This window comes from Micromonospora sp. NPDC023814 (assembly GCF_040639595.1).
Taxonomy (GTDB): domain Bacteria; phylum Actinomycetota; class Actinomycetes; order Mycobacteriales; family Micromonosporaceae; genus Micromonospora.
The window spans coordinates 78,400-92,932 of sequence record NZ_JBFAAF010000015.1 but is presented as its reverse complement, the minus strand read 5'-3'; the positions used below and the strand labels follow the sequence as shown (position 1 = coordinate 92,932).

Genomic DNA, 14,533 nt, shown 5'->3' with positions numbered 1-14,533 from the left:
GATGTTCAGCCAGTCGGCCGATCGGACCACGGGACCACGGTGCCCGCCCCGCCGGCCGTCACGGCGGCGTGCACGGCCCGGGCCAGCGGGGCGCCCCAGGTGGAGCGCGGTCCGCCGTACGCCGACTCCGGGCCGTCGAGCGGGCAGAGCACGGTGACGGCGTCGGTCGGGGTGCCGGTGCCGGGCACGCCCAGCTCCGCGATCGCCTGCGCCTTCGCCTCGGTGGCGGTCGCCACCGCGTTGACCAGGGCGGCGTCGCCGAGCCGGGCCGGGACGTACACCACGATGTTGACCGTGCCGACCCGCTGGCCGGGCGCCGCCGGGGCGGGCTCGGCCGCCCAGACCGGGGTGCCCAGGCCGACGGTGGCCCAGACCCGCACCCCGGTGTCCGTCCGGGCGACCACCTCGGCGACGTCCACCCCGGTCAGCAGGCCCACCCCGGGTCCGTCGAGGTCGAGCCCGCCGGCCAGTCCGGCCAGGTGTTCGGCCGGGTCGTCCCGGTCGTACGACATGGGTACGGTCGCGTTGACGACCCAGCGCCGGACGCCGATCCCGCCGCCCAGCGGCGCGGAACTCACCGCGCGCAGCGGGCGGTCGGCGCGCCAGACCAGCAGCGGGACGTCCCGACCGTCCTCCCGACGGGTGGTCAGCACGGGTTCGCTCAGCACGCGGTGACCCTACGACCCGGCGCCCGCCGGCCCGCCGGCGCCCGGACGGCGCGCGATCTTACTGCTTGATCACGTCGGGCGGGTTACGCCCAACGATCAAGATTCCAGGGGTGCACCTCTGATTCCAGCTCACGTGCGCCTAGACTGGCCACGCGCGAGGGATCAGCGGACGGCGGACCCGGCCGACGGACGGCACGCGCAGGTGGAGGTGCGCGATGGACGAGGTACTGGCCCGCAGCGGGATCTTCCAGGGCGTCGACCCGGAGGCTGCCGAGGCGCTCGCCAAGGAGATGGAGACGCTCGAGGTCCGCAAGGGCGAGATCGTCTTCAACGAGGGCGAGCCCGGCGACAGTCTCTACATCCTGCTGTCCGGCAAGATCAAGGTGGGTCGCCGGGCGGCCGACGGCCGACAGAACCTGATCGCCGTGATGGGCCCGTCGGACATGGTGGGCGAGCTGTCGCTCTTCGACCCCGGCCCGCGTACGGCGACGGCCACCGCGGTCACCGACACCCGGTTGGTGCGGCTGCGCAAGCAGGCCCTGCGCCCGTGGCTGAACAACCGGCCGGAGATCGCCGAGCAGCTGCTCCGCGTGCTCGCCCGCCGGCTGCGGCGGACGAACGACTCGCTGGCCGACCTGATCTTCACCGACGTGCCCGGTCGCGTCGCCAAGAACCTGCTCCAGATGGCCGGCCGCTTCGGCACCCGCGACGGCGGCGTGCTCCGGGTGACCCACGACCTCACCCAGGAGGAGATCGCCCAGCTCGTCGGCGCCTCCCGGGAGACCGTCAACAAGGCGCTGGCCGACTTCGCCTCGCGCGGGTGGCTGCGCCTGGACGGCAAGAGCATCATCATCCTCGACCCGGAGCGCCTGGCCCGCCGCGCCCGCGTCTGACGCCGCCGCGGCCGGGGTCCACCCCGGCCGTCTCGGCACCACCGGTCCGGACCGCGCCCGCGGCCGGGCCGGTTCGCGTTCGGGGGCCCGCCGCCACCGGAGCCCCCGACTGCTTGACTGCCGGTCTGCCGGTCTGCCAGGGGCAGAATCGCTGGACTCCGGCCGGGTCGGTGGGCATGGTGGAGCGATGCTGGACCGCGTCGCCGTCCTCTCCGACATCCACGGGGTGCTGCCCGCGCTGGAGGCCGTGCTGGCCGAGCCGGACGTCGCCGCCGCCGACCTGATCGTGCTCACCGGCGACATCGCCGCCGGACCACAGCCGGTCGAGGTGCTCGACCTGCTCGCCGGCCTCGGCGACCGGGTCTGCTGGGTGCGCGGCAACGCCGACCGCGAGCTGGTCGAGGCGCGCGCGGGCCGCAAGTCGCCGATCGACGTCTCGAACTGGGCCGCCGAGCAGCTCCGCGCCGACCACCTCGCCCGGCTGGCGGCGTTGCCGCTGACGGTGACCCTGGAGGTCGCCGGCCTGGGTCCGGTGCTCTTCTGCCACGCCACGCCCCGCGACGACGAGGAGGTCGTGCTCGTCGACTCCCGGATGGAGCGCTGGGCGGAGGTGCTCGCCGGGGTCCCGGCCGAGGTGGGGACGGTGGTCTGCGGACACACCCACATGCCGTTCACCCGGCTGGCCGACCGGCGGCTGATCGTCAACCCGGGCAGCATCGGGATGCCCTACGGCGGCCCCGGCGCCTTCTGGGCGCTGCTCGGGCCCGGGGTGCACCTGCGCCGCACCCGTTTCGACGTGGACGCCGCCTGCGCCCGGATGGCCGCCGAGTCGGGCTTCCCCGACGCCGCCGAGTGGGCGGACGAGTACCTGCGCTCACGCCACAGCGACGCCGACGCGCTCGCGGTGTTCGCCCCCCGCGACGGCCGCTGAGCAGTCCGGCCCGTCGGCCCGCCGCATGGGTCGCGTGGGCCGCCTGGCCGCAGGCCGCCTGGCCGGCAGGTGCCTTCCGCCCGCCACCACCGTCCCGAGCTGACCCCCGCCAGTGCCACGGGCCGGGCGCCGCCGGTCCATCGATCGTCGCGGGCGGCTCGGCGGTGCGCCGGTCGACCTCGGCCTTGGCGCCCGCCAGGGCACGCCGTTGCCCTTGAACCAGTTACCCGGTACCGCGACGCGCGGGCGCAGACCCGCGGGATTCCTCGTCGCTCCCCTGTCGAGCTGCCCCATCCATGCGCCCGACGCCCAACAGGCCCGCGGTCAGCGGGCCCAGACGCCCATCAGGCCTACGGTCAGCGGCCCAGCAGATCCGCGGTCAGCGGGCCAGCGATCAGCAGGCCAGCCGCCAGCAGGCCAGCCGCCAGCAGGCCAGCGGTCAGCGGCGGCAGCAGCCAGCAGGCCGACAGCGGCAGCGGCGGCAGCAGCGGCAGCGGCGGCAGCAGCAGCGAACCGTGCCCCATCTGTGGGGGCAGCTCGACAGCGTCCGGACGGCTGGTCCCCGTCAGGGTCGGCCCAGCTCCGAAAGCTGCCGGACCGGCCAAACCCGGTGACGGTCGCAGCCGGCCGACGAGTACCGGCCCGCCAGGCCGTCGGCCGTCGGCCGCACAGAAAAAGTCAGTCTTGACTGTTTGTTCCGGTGGCGGCAGGCTGTCCCCGTGCCCGCCGCATCGACCCGCGTCCCTCAACAGGAGCGCAGCCGCGCCACCCAGGCCCGGCTGCTCGAGGCGACCGTCGCGTGCCTGGTGGAGCACGGCTGGGCCGGCACCACCACCACCGTCGTCGCGGCCCGCGCCGGCGTCTCGCGCGGTGCCCAGCTCCACCACTACCCCACCAAGGCCGCGCTGGTCACCGCCGCCGTCGCGCACCTCACCGAACGCCGGGCCGAGGAGCTGCGCAGCGAAGCCGAGGCGCTGCCGCCCGGCCCGCAGCGCCTCGACCGGGTGATCGACCTGCTCGGGGCGGCCTTCACCGGCCCGCTCTTCGTCGCCGCCCTCGAACTGTGGGTCGCCGCGCGCACCGACCGGGAGCTGCGCGAGGCCCTGCTGCCGCTGGAGGCCCGGGTCGGCCGCGAGATGCACCGACTCACCGTCGCGCTGTTAGACGTGGACGAGCGCCGCCCGGGCGTACGGGAGGCGGTGCAGGCGACCCTGGACCTGCTCCGCGGGCTGGGCGTGGCCAACCTGCTCAGCGACGACTCGTCCCGCCGCACCGCCCTGCTGCACACCTGGAAGCGCCAGCTCGCCGCCCTGCTCACGCCCTGACCGCCGCCCTGACCGGCCCGTTCCGCACCGGAGGCACCATGGTCGACCTGAAGGACCTGCTCGCGGAGCTGGCCGACGAGGCCGAGCAGCTGGACGGCCTGGTGGACGGCCTGTCACCGGGCGACTGGGCGCGGCCCACCCCGGCACCCGGCTGGAGCATCGGGCACCAGATCGCCCACCTCGCCTGGACCGACCAGGTGGCGCTGCTCGCCGCCACCGACCCCGAGGCGTTCTTCGCGTCCGTGGCCGCCGCTCCCGACCCGGCGCGGCTCGTCGATGCCGGCGCGGAGGAGTTCCTCGCCCCGCCGACCGAGCTGCTGCCCCGCTGGCGTGCCGGCCGGGCCGCGCTCGCCGCCGCACTGGCCAGGGTGCCGGCGGGCGGGAAGCTGCCCTGGTTCGGCACCCGGATGTCGCCCGCCTCGATGGCCACCGCCCGGATCATGGAAACGTGGGCGCACGGTGCTGACGTGGCGGACACGCTCGGCGTCGTCCGCCCCGCCACGGCCCGGCTGCGGCACGTCGCGCACCTCGGCTTCCGTACCCTGGGCCACAGCTTCGCCGCCCACGGTCGGCCGGTGCCGGCGGTGCCGGTGCGGGTCGAGCTGGCCGCGCCCGACGGCGACACCTGGACGTACGGGCCGGCCGAGGCCGCCGACCGGGTCAGCGGCCCGGCGCTCGACTTCTGCCTGCTGGTCACCCAGCGGCGGCACCGCGCCGACCTGGCCCTGGCGGCGACCGGCCCGGTCGCCGACGAGTGGCTGGACGTCGCGCAGGCCTTCGCCGGCCCACCCGGCCCCGGCCGCCCGCCACGGGCCGAGGAAGCCGGCGCGACCGGAGCGGCGGCGGGCGCGGGCGCGGCGGCCGGTACCGGCACCGACACCGGTACGGGGATGGCGCCGGCATGAGCGGCGTGCTGCGCGTCGGCAACGCCTCCGGCTTCTACGGGGACCGGTTCAGCGCGTGGCGGGAGATGCTCGACGGCGGCGAACTCGACGTGCTGACCGGCGACTACCTGGCCGAGCTGACCATGCTGATCCTCGGCCGCGACCGGCTGCGCGACCCGTCCCTCGGCTACGCGAAGACCTTCCTCCGCCAGCTCGAGGGGTGCCTCGGCACCGCCCTGGACCGGGGCGTGCGGATCGTCACCAACGCCGGCGGGCTGAACCCGGCCGGCCTGGCCGCCGCGATCGGGTCGCTCGCCGACCGGCTCGGCCTGACCGTGCGCGTCGGCCACGTCGAGGGCGACGCCCTCCCGCGCCCGGACGCGCTGACGGCCAACGCCTACCTCGGGGCGTACGGCATCGCCGCCTGCCTGGACGGCGGGGCCGACGTGGTGGTCACGGGCCGGGTCACCGACGCGTCCCTGGTGGTCGGGCCGGCCATCGCCCGGTTCGGCTGGGGGCGCGACGACCTGGACGCGCTGGCCGGGGCGACCGTCGCCGGCCACCTCGTCGAGTGCGGGGCGCAGGTGACCGGGGGGAACTTCAGCTTCTTCACCGAGCTGCCCGACGGCGGACACCGCCCCGGCTTCCCGATCGCGGAGCTGCACCCGGACGGCTCCTGCGTGATCACCAAGCACCCCGGCACCGGCGGCGCGGTCACCGTGGAGACCGTCACCGCCCAACTGCTGTACGAGGTCGGCGGGCCGGCCTACCTCGGGCCGGACGTCGTGGCCCGGCTCGACACGGTCGAGCTGAGCGCCGCCGGGCCGGACCGGGTGCGGGTCAGCGGCGTCCGGGGCGCCCCGCCGCCGGACACCCTCAAGGTGGGCGTCAACAACCTCGGCGGCTTCCGCAACTCGATGACCTTCGTCCTCTGCGGGCTCGACATCCCGGCCAAGGCGGCCCTGGTCCGGGGTCAGGTCGAGGAGGCGGTCGGCACGGAGGGGCTGGAGTTCACCCTGGCCCGCACCGACCACCCCGACGCCACCGACACCGAGGCGGCAAGCGCGCTGCTGCACGTACACCTGCGGGACGGCGACAGGGCGCGGGCCGGGCGGGCCTTCTCGGCCGCCGCGGTGGAACTGGCCCTGGCCTCCTACCCGGGCTGCACGCTGACCACGCTGCCCGGCGATGCGACGCCCTACGGGGTGTTCACCGCCGACACCGTGCCGCAGGACGCGGTGCCGCACGTCGCGGTGCTGCCCTCCGGGGAGCGGCTGCCCGTCCCGCCGCCGCCCCGCACCGCCGGCGCGCCCGACGGGCCGGCGCCCGCTGCCGACCCGCCCCCGCCCGGGTCGGCCGACCCGGCAGCGGCCGGTGACCGACGCGGGGCCGACCCGGGGCGGCCCGCCGCGCCGGCCGGCCGACCGACCCGGCGCGCGCCGCTCGGCGAGCTGGTCGGGGCCCGCTCCGGCGACAAGGGCGGCGACGCCAACCTCGGCGTCTGGGCCCGCACCGACGCGACGTGGTCGTGGCTGCGCGGCTGGCTCACCGAGGCCCGCCTGCGCGAGCTGCTGCCGGAGACCGCCCCGCTGGCCGTGGAGCGGTACGAGCTGCCGAACCTGCGGGCGGTCAACTTCGTCGTCCGGGGGCTGCTCGGGCAGGGGGTGGCCGCCTCCACCCGGTTCGACCCGCAGGCCAAGGCGCTCGGCGAGCTGCTCCGCTCCCGGGTCGTCGACCTGCCGGCGGACCTCGCGCCCGGGGCGGCCGGCACGACCACCACCCGGGAGGAGCCGTGACCATCGTCGACACCCCGGAACGGCGGCAGCTCCGGGAACTGACCCGGGCCTTCGTCACGCGGGAGGTGCTGCCGCACCTCGACGACTGGGAGCGGGCCGGCGAGGTGCCCCGCTCGCTGCACGTGACGGCCGCGAAGATCGGCCTGCTCGGCGTCGGTTTCCCGGAGGCGGTCGGCGGCAGCGGCGGCGACCTGCTCGACTCGATCATCGTCACCGAGGAGGTGATCCGTTCCGGCGGCTCGTCCGGGCTGATCGCCGCGCTGTTCACCCACGGCATCGCGCTGCCGCACATGGTGGCCGCCGGTGACGGCGAGCTGATCGACCGGTACGTCCGGCCGACGCTGGCCGGGACGATGATCGGCGCGCTGGCGATCACCGAGCCGGACGGCGGCTCGGACGTGGCGGCCGTCCGCACCTGCGCGCGTCGGGACGGCGACCACTACGTGGTCAACGGGTCGAAGACCTACATCACCAGCGGGGTCCGCTCCGACTTCGTGACCACCGCCGTCTGCACCGACTTCCCCGGATCCGGGTCGCTCAGCCTGCTGGTGATCGAGAAGGGCACCCCGGGCTTCACCGTGGGCCGGCGGCTGGAGAAGCTGGGCTGGCACTGCTCGGACACGGCCGAGCTGTCCTTCGTGGACGTGCGGGTGCCGGTCACCAACCGGATCGGCCCCGAGGACACCGCCTTCCTGGCGATCATGCAGAACTTCGCCGGCGAGCGGCTGTCGCTGGCGACCCAGGCGTACGCGACCGCGCAGCGCTGCGTCGAGCTGGCCGCCCGCTGGTGCCGGGACCGGTCCACGTTCGGCCGTCCCCTGGCGAGCCGGCAGCTCGTCCGGCACCGGCTGGCCGAGATGCACACCCGCAGCGAGGCGGCGCGGGCGTACGTGCACCAGGTGGCGGCGCGGGTGGCGGCCGGCGAGCCGGTGGTGACCGAGGTGGCGATGGCGAAGAACGTCGCCGTGGCGGCCTGCGCCGAGGTGGTCGACCAGGCGCTCCAACTGCATGGCGGCTACGGCTACCTGCGCGACGCCGAGGTGGAGCGGCACTACCGGGACTCGCGGATCCTCGGCATCGGCGGCGGCACCACCGAGATCATGAACGAGATCATCGCGAAGGGCATGGGCCTGTGAGTGCGAGGAGTGAGCCGGGTTTGCGAGCCCCGCAGTCACGAACGAAGGAGGCCCTGTGACGACGCTGCGGAGCGCGATCGACCCGTCCTCGCCCGGCCACCGGGCCAACCGGGAGGCCCTGCTGGACCGCCTCGCCGAGCTGGAGGCCGCCCTCGACCAGGCCCGGGCCGGCGGCGGGGAGAAGTACGTGACCCGCCACCACCGGCGGGGCAAGCTGCTGCCCCGGGAACGGATCGAGCTGCTGCTCGACGGGGACAGCCCGTTCCTGGAGCTGTCCCCGGTGGCGGCGTACGGCACCGACTTCCCGGTCGGGGCGAGCGTGGTGACCGGCATCGGGGTGGTCGAGGGCGTCGAGTGCCTCGTCGTCGCGAACGACCCGACGGTACGCGGCGGCGCGGTGAACCCGTGGTCTCTCGCGAAGACCCGCCGGGCCGGCGAGATCGCCCTGGCCAACCGGCTGCCGATGGTGAACCTGGTCGAGTCGGCCGGTGCCGACCTGCCCACCCAGGCGGAGATCTTCATCCCGGGCGGCCGGGTGTTCCGCGACCTGACCCGGCTCTCGGCGGCGAAGATCCCCACGGTCAGCGTGGTCTTCGGCAACGCGACCGCCGGGGGCGCGTACGTGCCGGGGATGTCCGACCACGTGATCATGATCCGGGACCGGTCGCAGGTCTACCTGGCCGGGCCTCCGCTGGTGAAGATGGCCACCGGCGAGGTCACCGACGACGAGTCCCTCGGCGGGGCGGCGATGCACGCCAGCGCGTCCGGCCTGGCCGACTTCCTCGCCGCCGACGAGCGGGACGGCATCCGGCTGGCCCGGCAGTGCGTACGCCGGCTCAACTGGCGCAAGCAGGGGCCACCGCCGCGCAACCCGTTCCCGCCGCCCCCGAGGCACGACCCGGAGGAGTTGCTCGGCGTCGCCAGCGCCGACCTGAAGGTGCCGTTCGACCCGCGCGAGGTGCTGGCGCGGGTGCTCGACGACAGCGCCTTCGACGAGTTCAAGCCGGCCTACGGCACCACCCTGGTGACCGGCTGGGGCGAGCTGCACGGGTGGCCGGTCGGGGTGCTGGCCAACGCGCGGGGCGTGCTGTTCAGCGAGGAGGCGCAGAAGGCGGCGCAGTTCATCCAGCTCGCCAACGCCGCCGACACCCCGCTGGTCTTCCTCCAGAACACCACCGGCTACATGGTGGGCACCGAGTACGAGCAGCGCGGCATCATCAAGCACGGTGCCCTGATGATCAACGCGGTGTCGAACTCGACCGTGCCGCACCTGACGGTGAACCTCGGCGCCTCCTACGGCGCCGGCAACTACGGCATGTGCGGCCGGGCGTACGAGCCGAGGTTCCTGTTCACCTGGCCGAACGCCAGGTCGGCGGTGATGGGCCCGGCGCAGCTCGCCGGCGTGCTGTCCATCGTGGCCCGGCAGGCCGCCGCCGCCCGGGGCCGGGACTACGACGAGGAGTCCGACGCCGCGATGCGGATGATGGTCGAGCAGCAGATCGAGTCCCAGTCCGGCGCGCTCTTCCTCTCCGGCCGGCTCTACGACGACGGGGTGATCGACCCCCGGGACACCCGTACCGTCCTCGGGCTCTGCCTGTCGGCGATCCACAACGCACCGGTGCGGGGCGCCGACGGCTTCGGCGTCTTCCGGATGTAGGGAGCACGCTCATGATCACCCGACTCCTCGTGGCCAACCGGGGCGAGATCGCCCGCCGGGTCTTCGCCACCTGCCGGGCGCTCGGGATCGGGACGGTGGCCGTGCACTCCGACGCCGACGCCGACGCGCCGTTCGTCGCCGAGGCCGACCACGCCGTCCGGCTGCCCGGGAACACGCCCGCCGAGGCGTACCTGCGGATCGACCTGGTCCTCGACGCGGCCCGCCGGGCCAGCGCGGACGCGGTCCACCCCGGCTACGGCTTCCTCGCCGAGAACGCCGGGTTCGCCCAGGCCGTGACCGACGCGGGGCTGACCTGGGTCGGTCCGCCGCCCAAGGCGATCGCCGCCATGGGCGACAAGGTGGCGGCGAAGGCGCTGCTCGCCGAGGCGGGCGTGCCGATGCTGCCCACCTGGACCGACGCCGACGAGATCACCGACTTCCCGGTGCTGGTGAAGGCGTCGGCCGGCGGCGGCGGGCGCGGCATGCGCGTCGTCCGCGACGCCGCCGACCTCGCCGAGGCCGTCGCCTCCGCGCGCCGCGAGGCGGCGGCGGCGTTCGGCGACGGCACGGTCTTCGTCGAGCGGTACGTCGAGCGGGGCCGGCACGTCGAGGTGCAGATCTTCGGCGACACGCACGGAACGGTGGCCGCCCTCGGCGAGCGGGAGTGCTCGATCCAGCGCCGGCACCAGAAGATCGTCGAGGAGGCCCCGGCGGTCGTTCCGGCGGACCTGCGCCGGCGGCTGCACGAGGCGGCGGTCGCGGCCGGGCGGGCGGTCGACTACGTCGGCGCGGGCACGGTGGAGTTCCTGCTCGCCCCGACCGGGGAGTTCTTCTTTCTGGAGATGAACACCCGGCTCCAGGTCGAGCACCCGGTCACCGAGGCGGTCACCGGGCTGGACCTGGTGCGCCTGCAACTGCTCGTCGCCGAGGGCGGGCCGCTGCCGCTGGCGGCGACGCCGCCGACCCGCGGCCACGCGATCGAGGTACGCCTCTGCGCCGAGGACCCGGCGCAGGGCTGGCGGCCGGCGACCGGCACCCTGCACCGGTTCGCGGTGCCCGGGGTGTCCGCCGAGTTCGGCCCGCTGCCCGGCCCGGGCCTGCGGCTCGACTCCGGCGTGGTCGACGGCTCGCCGGTCGGCGTGCACTACGACTCGATGCTGGCCAAGCTGGTCGCCTGGGGGCAGACCCGGGCCGAGGCGGCCCGGGCGCTGGCGGGCGCGCTGGCCCGCGCCGAACTGCACGGCGTCACCACCAACCGGGATCTGCTGGTCCGGGTGCTGCGTAGCGACGACTTCCAGGCCGCCGAGATCGACACCGGCTTCCTCGACCGGCACCCCGAGGTCCTCGCCCCGCTGCTGCCGGCCGACGGGGTGCCGCTCGCGGCGCTGGCCGCCGCACTCGCGGGTGCCGCCGGCCGCCGCGCCGCCGCGCCGGTGCTGGCCGGGCTCCCCTCCGGCTGGCGGAACGTGCCGGCGTTTCCCCAGGTCGCCCGCTTCGCCGGCCCCGGCGACGGCGAGATCGAGGTCCGCTACCGGCTGGACCGCGCCGGCGCGCTCGCCGAGTGGTCCACGGATCCCGCGACCGACCACGCGGTCAGCCTGGTCGAGGCCGCCCCCGACCGGGTGGTGCTCGACGTCGACGGGGTGCGGCGGACCTACCGCGTACGCCGGGCGGGGTCGGCGGTCTTCGTGGACGGCCCGGACGGGGCGGCGGGCCTGGCCGAGCTGCCGCGCTTCCCGGAGCCCACCGCGGAGCTGGCGGCCGGGTCGCTGGTCGCGCCGCTGCCCGGCGCGGTGACCCGGGTGCACGTCGAGGTCGGCCAGCGGGTGGCGGCCGGCGACCTGCTGCTGACCCTGGAAGCGATGAAGCTCGAACATCCCGTGCTCGCCCCGGCCGACGGTGTGGTCGCCGAGCTGCCGGTGCCCGCCGGCGGGCAGGTCGACACGGGCACCGTGCTGGCCGTGGTCGACCCCGAGTGATCCTGGAGCCCCGCGATGAACTTCGACCTCACCCCCGAGCAGGACCAGCTCCGCGACGCGGTCCGCGCGCTGGGCCGGCGGTACGGCCACGACTACTTCGTCACCCGGGCCAAGGCCGGCCAGCACACCACCGAGCTGTGGGACGAGGCTGGCCGGCTGGGCTACCTGGGGGTCAACGTGCCCACCGAGTACGGCGGCGGCGGGGGCGGGATCACCGAGCTGGCCATCGTCTGCGAGGAGCTGGCGGCGGCCGGCTGCCCGCTGCTGCTGCTCGTGGTCTCCCCCGCCATCGCCGCCACGGTGATCGCCAGGCACGGCACCGAGGAGCAGCGCAAGCGCTACCTGCCCGGCTTCGCCGACGGCTCGCTGAAGGTGGTCTTCGCGATCACCGAGCCGGAGGCCGGGTCGAACTTCCACCGGCTGGGCACGGTGGCCCGCCGCGACGGCGACGACTGGCTGGTCTCCGGCCGCAAGTGCTACATCTCCGGCGTCGACGAGGCGTCGTACGTGCTGGTGGTGGCGCGGGTCGCTGTCGAGGACGGTCGAGCCGGCGCAGGGGATGCGGCTCCGCGGAAACTGAAACCGGCACTGTTCATGGTGCCGACCGACGCGCCGGGGCTGACCCGGTCCAAGCTGGACATGGAGATCGTGTCCCCGGAGAACCAGTTCCTGCTCTACCTCGACGACGTGCGGGTGCCCGCCGACGCGCTGGTCGGCGAGTCCCTGGACGCCGGCCTGCCGGCGCTGTTCGCCGGGCTCAACCCGGAGCGGATCACGGTCGCCGCGATGGGCACCGGCACCGGCCGGTACGCCATCGAGCGGGCCTCGGAGTACACCGCCGCCCGCAAGGTCTGGGGTGGCCGGAGCATCGGCTCACACCAGGGCGTCGCGCACCCGTTGGCGCACGCGGCCGTGCAGGTCGAGTTGGCCCGGCTGATGATCCACAAGGCGGCCAGCCTCTACGACGCCGGCCGGGACCTGGAGGCCGGGGTGGCCGGCAACATGGCCAAGTACGCGGCCGGGGAGGCGGCGGCGCTGGCCGTCGACACCGCCGTCCAGGTGCACGGCGGGGCCGGCATGACCACCGAGTACGGGGTGGCGACGCTGCTCGGCGCGGTGCGGGCCGGCCGGATCGCCCCGGTCAGCCGGGAGATGGTCCTCAACTTCGTCGCCCAGCACGTCCTCGGCCAGGACAAGTCCTACTGACGGTGGGGCCGGGGTACGGCGGGCGCCCGATCGCCCGCCGTACCCCGGGTCCTCAGCGGATGGTCAGCGAACCGACCGCCGGCAGCGGCGCGACCACCGGCGGGAGCCGCTTCGGCTGGCCCCGGCCCGGCGCGCCCCCGGCCGCGAGGGCGCTCTTCGACGACTCCGCCCGCCGCGTCGCCCCCGGGTTCTCGGGCAGCTCGGCGAACGGCTGGACGTCGCCCGTGCAGACCGTGCCCTTCGCCGGCAGCGTGCCCCGGACCAGGTAGGCGTCCACCGCGCCGGTCACGCAGGCCGAGGTCCCGTACGCGGTGTGCCCCCAGCTGTCGCTGCTCAGCAGGCGGCTGTTCGGCAACAGCCTGGCCGTGCCGACCGCGCCCCGGTAGTTGGTCGACGGGTCCCAGTAGTTGCCGACCACCAGCACCGGCGCGGCGGTCCGCCGGTTGAACGGGCCCGGGTAGGTGTCCTCGTCCCGCACCGTCCACGTCTTGCGGGCGCAGGGCGAGGTGCCCCAGGTCCACAGCCGGCCGAAGTACGGGTCCCGCTTGTCGGCCTTCGCCGCCAGCGCCGGGAACGAGGCGGCGTCCGCCGGGTGGTAGGCGTCGGTGCAGTCCACCCCGAGGAACGTCTCCAGCCCGTTGTCGTACGGGAAGTCGTACCGGCGGGCCTGCTCGCGGGCCGTGGCGGCTCGCCGCACCACGTCGGCGCGCGCCTGCTGGCGGGCGGTCGCGCCCGACGCCGGGTCGGTGAGCACCAGCAGCTCGGCGGTGAGGCCGACGACCTGGTCGTAGCCGGCGGGGCTGTAGAGCGCGCCCAGGGTGGCGGAGAGGAAGTCGGCGTAGCTGACGCGGACGAGGCCCAGGTCGGGATCCTCGATCACCAGCGGCTTGGCCCGCAGCCGCTGCGCCACCAGCTCGAACGACGCGAGGGGGTCGCCCTGGGCCAGCGGGCAGGCCTCGGCGCCAGCCCTGTCGCAGCGCACGAGGATCTCCCGCAGCGCCTTGTACGCGCCCTGCGCGCTGCGCAGCCGGTCCTCCTGGGACAGCGTGCGCGCCCTGCCCCGGCCGACCCAGGCGTCCGCGTCGAGCACCCCGTCGATGGCCAGGGCACGGACCCGGTCCGGGAACATGTTGGCGTAGTACTGGCCGAGCGCGCTGCCGTAGCTGAAGCCGAGGTAGGTCAGCTTCGGGTCGCCGACGGCGCGGCGCAGCACGTCCATGTCCCGGGCGACCTCGGCGGTCGACATCGCGCCGGTCAGCGGCCGGCCCGTGCTGGAGCAGCCCTTCCCGACGGCCTTCGACGACGCGACGTACGCCTTCTCCTCGGCCCTCGTCCACGGGAACGCCACGCCGAGCCCGGCGTACGCCCGGGTCTGCTCCTTGACCGAACCGAAGCACCTGACCTGCTGGCTCGCGCCGACGCCGCGCGGATCCACGCCGACGATGTCGAACCGGTCGAGCACCTCGTCACCGAGGAAGTACGGCGCGGCGAGCGCGACGTCGGTGCCGGAGCCGCCGGGGCCGCCCGGGTTCAGGAAGAGGCTGCCGATCCTGCGCTGCTGGTCGCGGGCCTTCACCCGCAGCACGGCGATCTCGGTCGTCGGGCCGTTCGGCCTGTCGTAGTCCAACGGGAGCCGGACGGTGGCGCACTCGGCGTAGTCGTAGCAGGCGTACCAGTCGAGGTCGGGCGTGGGCACCCGGTCGACCCGGCGTGCCTCCTCCGGGCTGGTCCGGTCGGACGTGACCGGGCGACCCCAGCCGGTCGGGGACGGTGCGGCGGCGGCAGCGGGCGCGACCGCCGATCCGGCGAGGATGACGCCGGCGATACCGGCGGCGGCCAGGGACCGGGTTCGTCGTGGCATGTGGACCCTTCCGGTGGACGACAGGACGGGTCGGGGCGAGGCCCGACCCTTCGCACTCTAGGGATCGCGGGCCATGAATACCGCCCGAAGTGGGGGCACATATCCGACAATCCCTCGGCCCGGTGTAACGAGCTTCCGACCACCGACGCTGTTACCGCCCGACCCGGCGGACGGCCACGACTCCCACGGGCCGGGCC

The 14,533-nt window shown here is 75.2% G+C and carries 11 protein-coding genes and 1 pseudogene; 9 read left to right on the top strand and 3 right to left on the bottom strand.

The window, feature by feature from the left end; all coding sequences use genetic code 11:
- Positions 1–5 precede the first annotated feature (5 nt).
- Positions 6–668, bottom strand: coding sequence for an adenosylcobinamide amidohydrolase (locus AB0G14_RS11220; protein WP_357696108.1), 663 nt, complete (start codon positions 666–668; stop codon positions 6–8).
- A gap of 215 nt (positions 669–883) precedes the next feature.
- On the opposite strand from AB0G14_RS11220, the gene AB0G14_RS11215 reads away from it, so the two are divergent.
- Together AB0G14_RS11215 and AB0G14_RS11210 are read left to right on the top strand one after the other, a co-directional pair.
- Positions 884–1,561 (top strand): Crp/Fnr family transcriptional regulator, encoded by a 678-nt coding sequence (locus tag AB0G14_RS11215; RefSeq protein WP_089003062.1) that lies wholly within the window; start codon positions 884–886, stop codon positions 1,559–1,561.
- A gap of 187 nt (positions 1,562–1,748) precedes the next feature.
- The gene (locus tag AB0G14_RS11210) at positions 1,749–2,492 is read left to right on the top strand and encodes a metallophosphoesterase family protein (RefSeq protein WP_357696106.1); all 744 of its coding nucleotides are present in this window, start codon (positions 1,749–1,751) and stop codon (positions 2,490–2,492) included.
- A 356-nt stretch (positions 2,493–2,848) separates the two neighbouring features.
- On the opposite strand, the gene AB0G14_RS11205 is transcribed toward AB0G14_RS11210, so the two are convergent.
- Positions 2,849–3,016, bottom strand: a complete 168-nt coding sequence (locus AB0G14_RS11205; protein WP_357696104.1) for a hypothetical protein — start codon at positions 3,014–3,016, stop codon at positions 2,849–2,851.
- A gap of 195 nt (positions 3,017–3,211) precedes the next feature.
- Between AB0G14_RS11205 and AB0G14_RS11200 the strand changes: the two genes are divergently transcribed.
- The 7 genes and pseudogenes from AB0G14_RS11200 to AB0G14_RS11170 all read left to right on the top strand — a co-directional run bounded on the left by AB0G14_RS11200 (position 3,212) and on the right by AB0G14_RS11170 (position 12,475).
- Positions 3,212–3,817, top strand: a complete 606-nt coding sequence (locus AB0G14_RS11200) for a TetR/AcrR family transcriptional regulator (protein ID WP_357696102.1) — start codon at positions 3,212–3,214, stop codon at positions 3,815–3,817.
- A gap of 38 nt (positions 3,818–3,855) precedes the next feature.
- Positions 3,856–4,635: pseudogene (locus tag AB0G14_RS11195) on the top strand (TIGR03084 family metal-binding protein); the annotation flags it as partial.
- Positions 4,636–4,718: 83 nt separating this feature from the next.
- Positions 4,719–6,497 carry an acyclic terpene utilization AtuA family protein gene (locus AB0G14_RS11190; protein ID WP_357696100.1) on the top strand — a complete coding sequence of 593 codons (1,779 nt, stop codon included), beginning with the start codon at positions 4,719–4,721 and terminating at the stop codon, positions 6,495–6,497.
- On the top strand, positions 6,494–7,633 hold the full coding sequence (locus AB0G14_RS11185) for an acyl-CoA dehydrogenase family protein (RefSeq protein WP_357696098.1): 1,140 nt from the start codon (positions 6,494–6,496) through the stop codon (positions 7,631–7,633). Before AB0G14_RS11190 ends, AB0G14_RS11185 begins: the two co-directional genes overlap by 4 nt.
- Positions 7,634–7,688: 55 nt before the next feature.
- Positions 7,689–9,290 carry a carboxyl transferase domain-containing protein gene (locus tag AB0G14_RS11180; RefSeq protein ID WP_357696096.1) on the top strand — a complete coding sequence of 534 codons (1,602 nt, stop codon included), beginning with the start codon at positions 7,689–7,691 and terminating at the stop codon, positions 9,288–9,290.
- 11 nt (positions 9,291–9,301) lie between these two features.
- A complete protein-coding gene (locus tag AB0G14_RS11175) occupies positions 9,302–11,269 on the top strand; it encodes a biotin carboxylase N-terminal domain-containing protein (RefSeq protein ID WP_357696094.1) in 1,968 nt (655 codons plus the stop codon).
- 15 nt (positions 11,270–11,284) lie between these two features.
- On the top strand, positions 11,285–12,475 hold the full coding sequence (locus tag AB0G14_RS11170) for an acyl-CoA dehydrogenase family protein (protein WP_357696092.1): 1,191 nt from the start codon (positions 11,285–11,287) through the stop codon (positions 12,473–12,475).
- Positions 12,476–12,527: 52 nt separating this feature from the next.
- On the opposite strand, the gene AB0G14_RS11165 is transcribed toward AB0G14_RS11170, so the two are convergent.
- Entirely contained in the window at positions 12,528–14,336 is a 1,809-nt protein-coding gene (locus tag AB0G14_RS11165; RefSeq protein ID WP_357696090.1) for an alpha/beta hydrolase, read from the bottom strand.
- Positions 14,337–14,533: the final 197 nt, after the last annotated feature.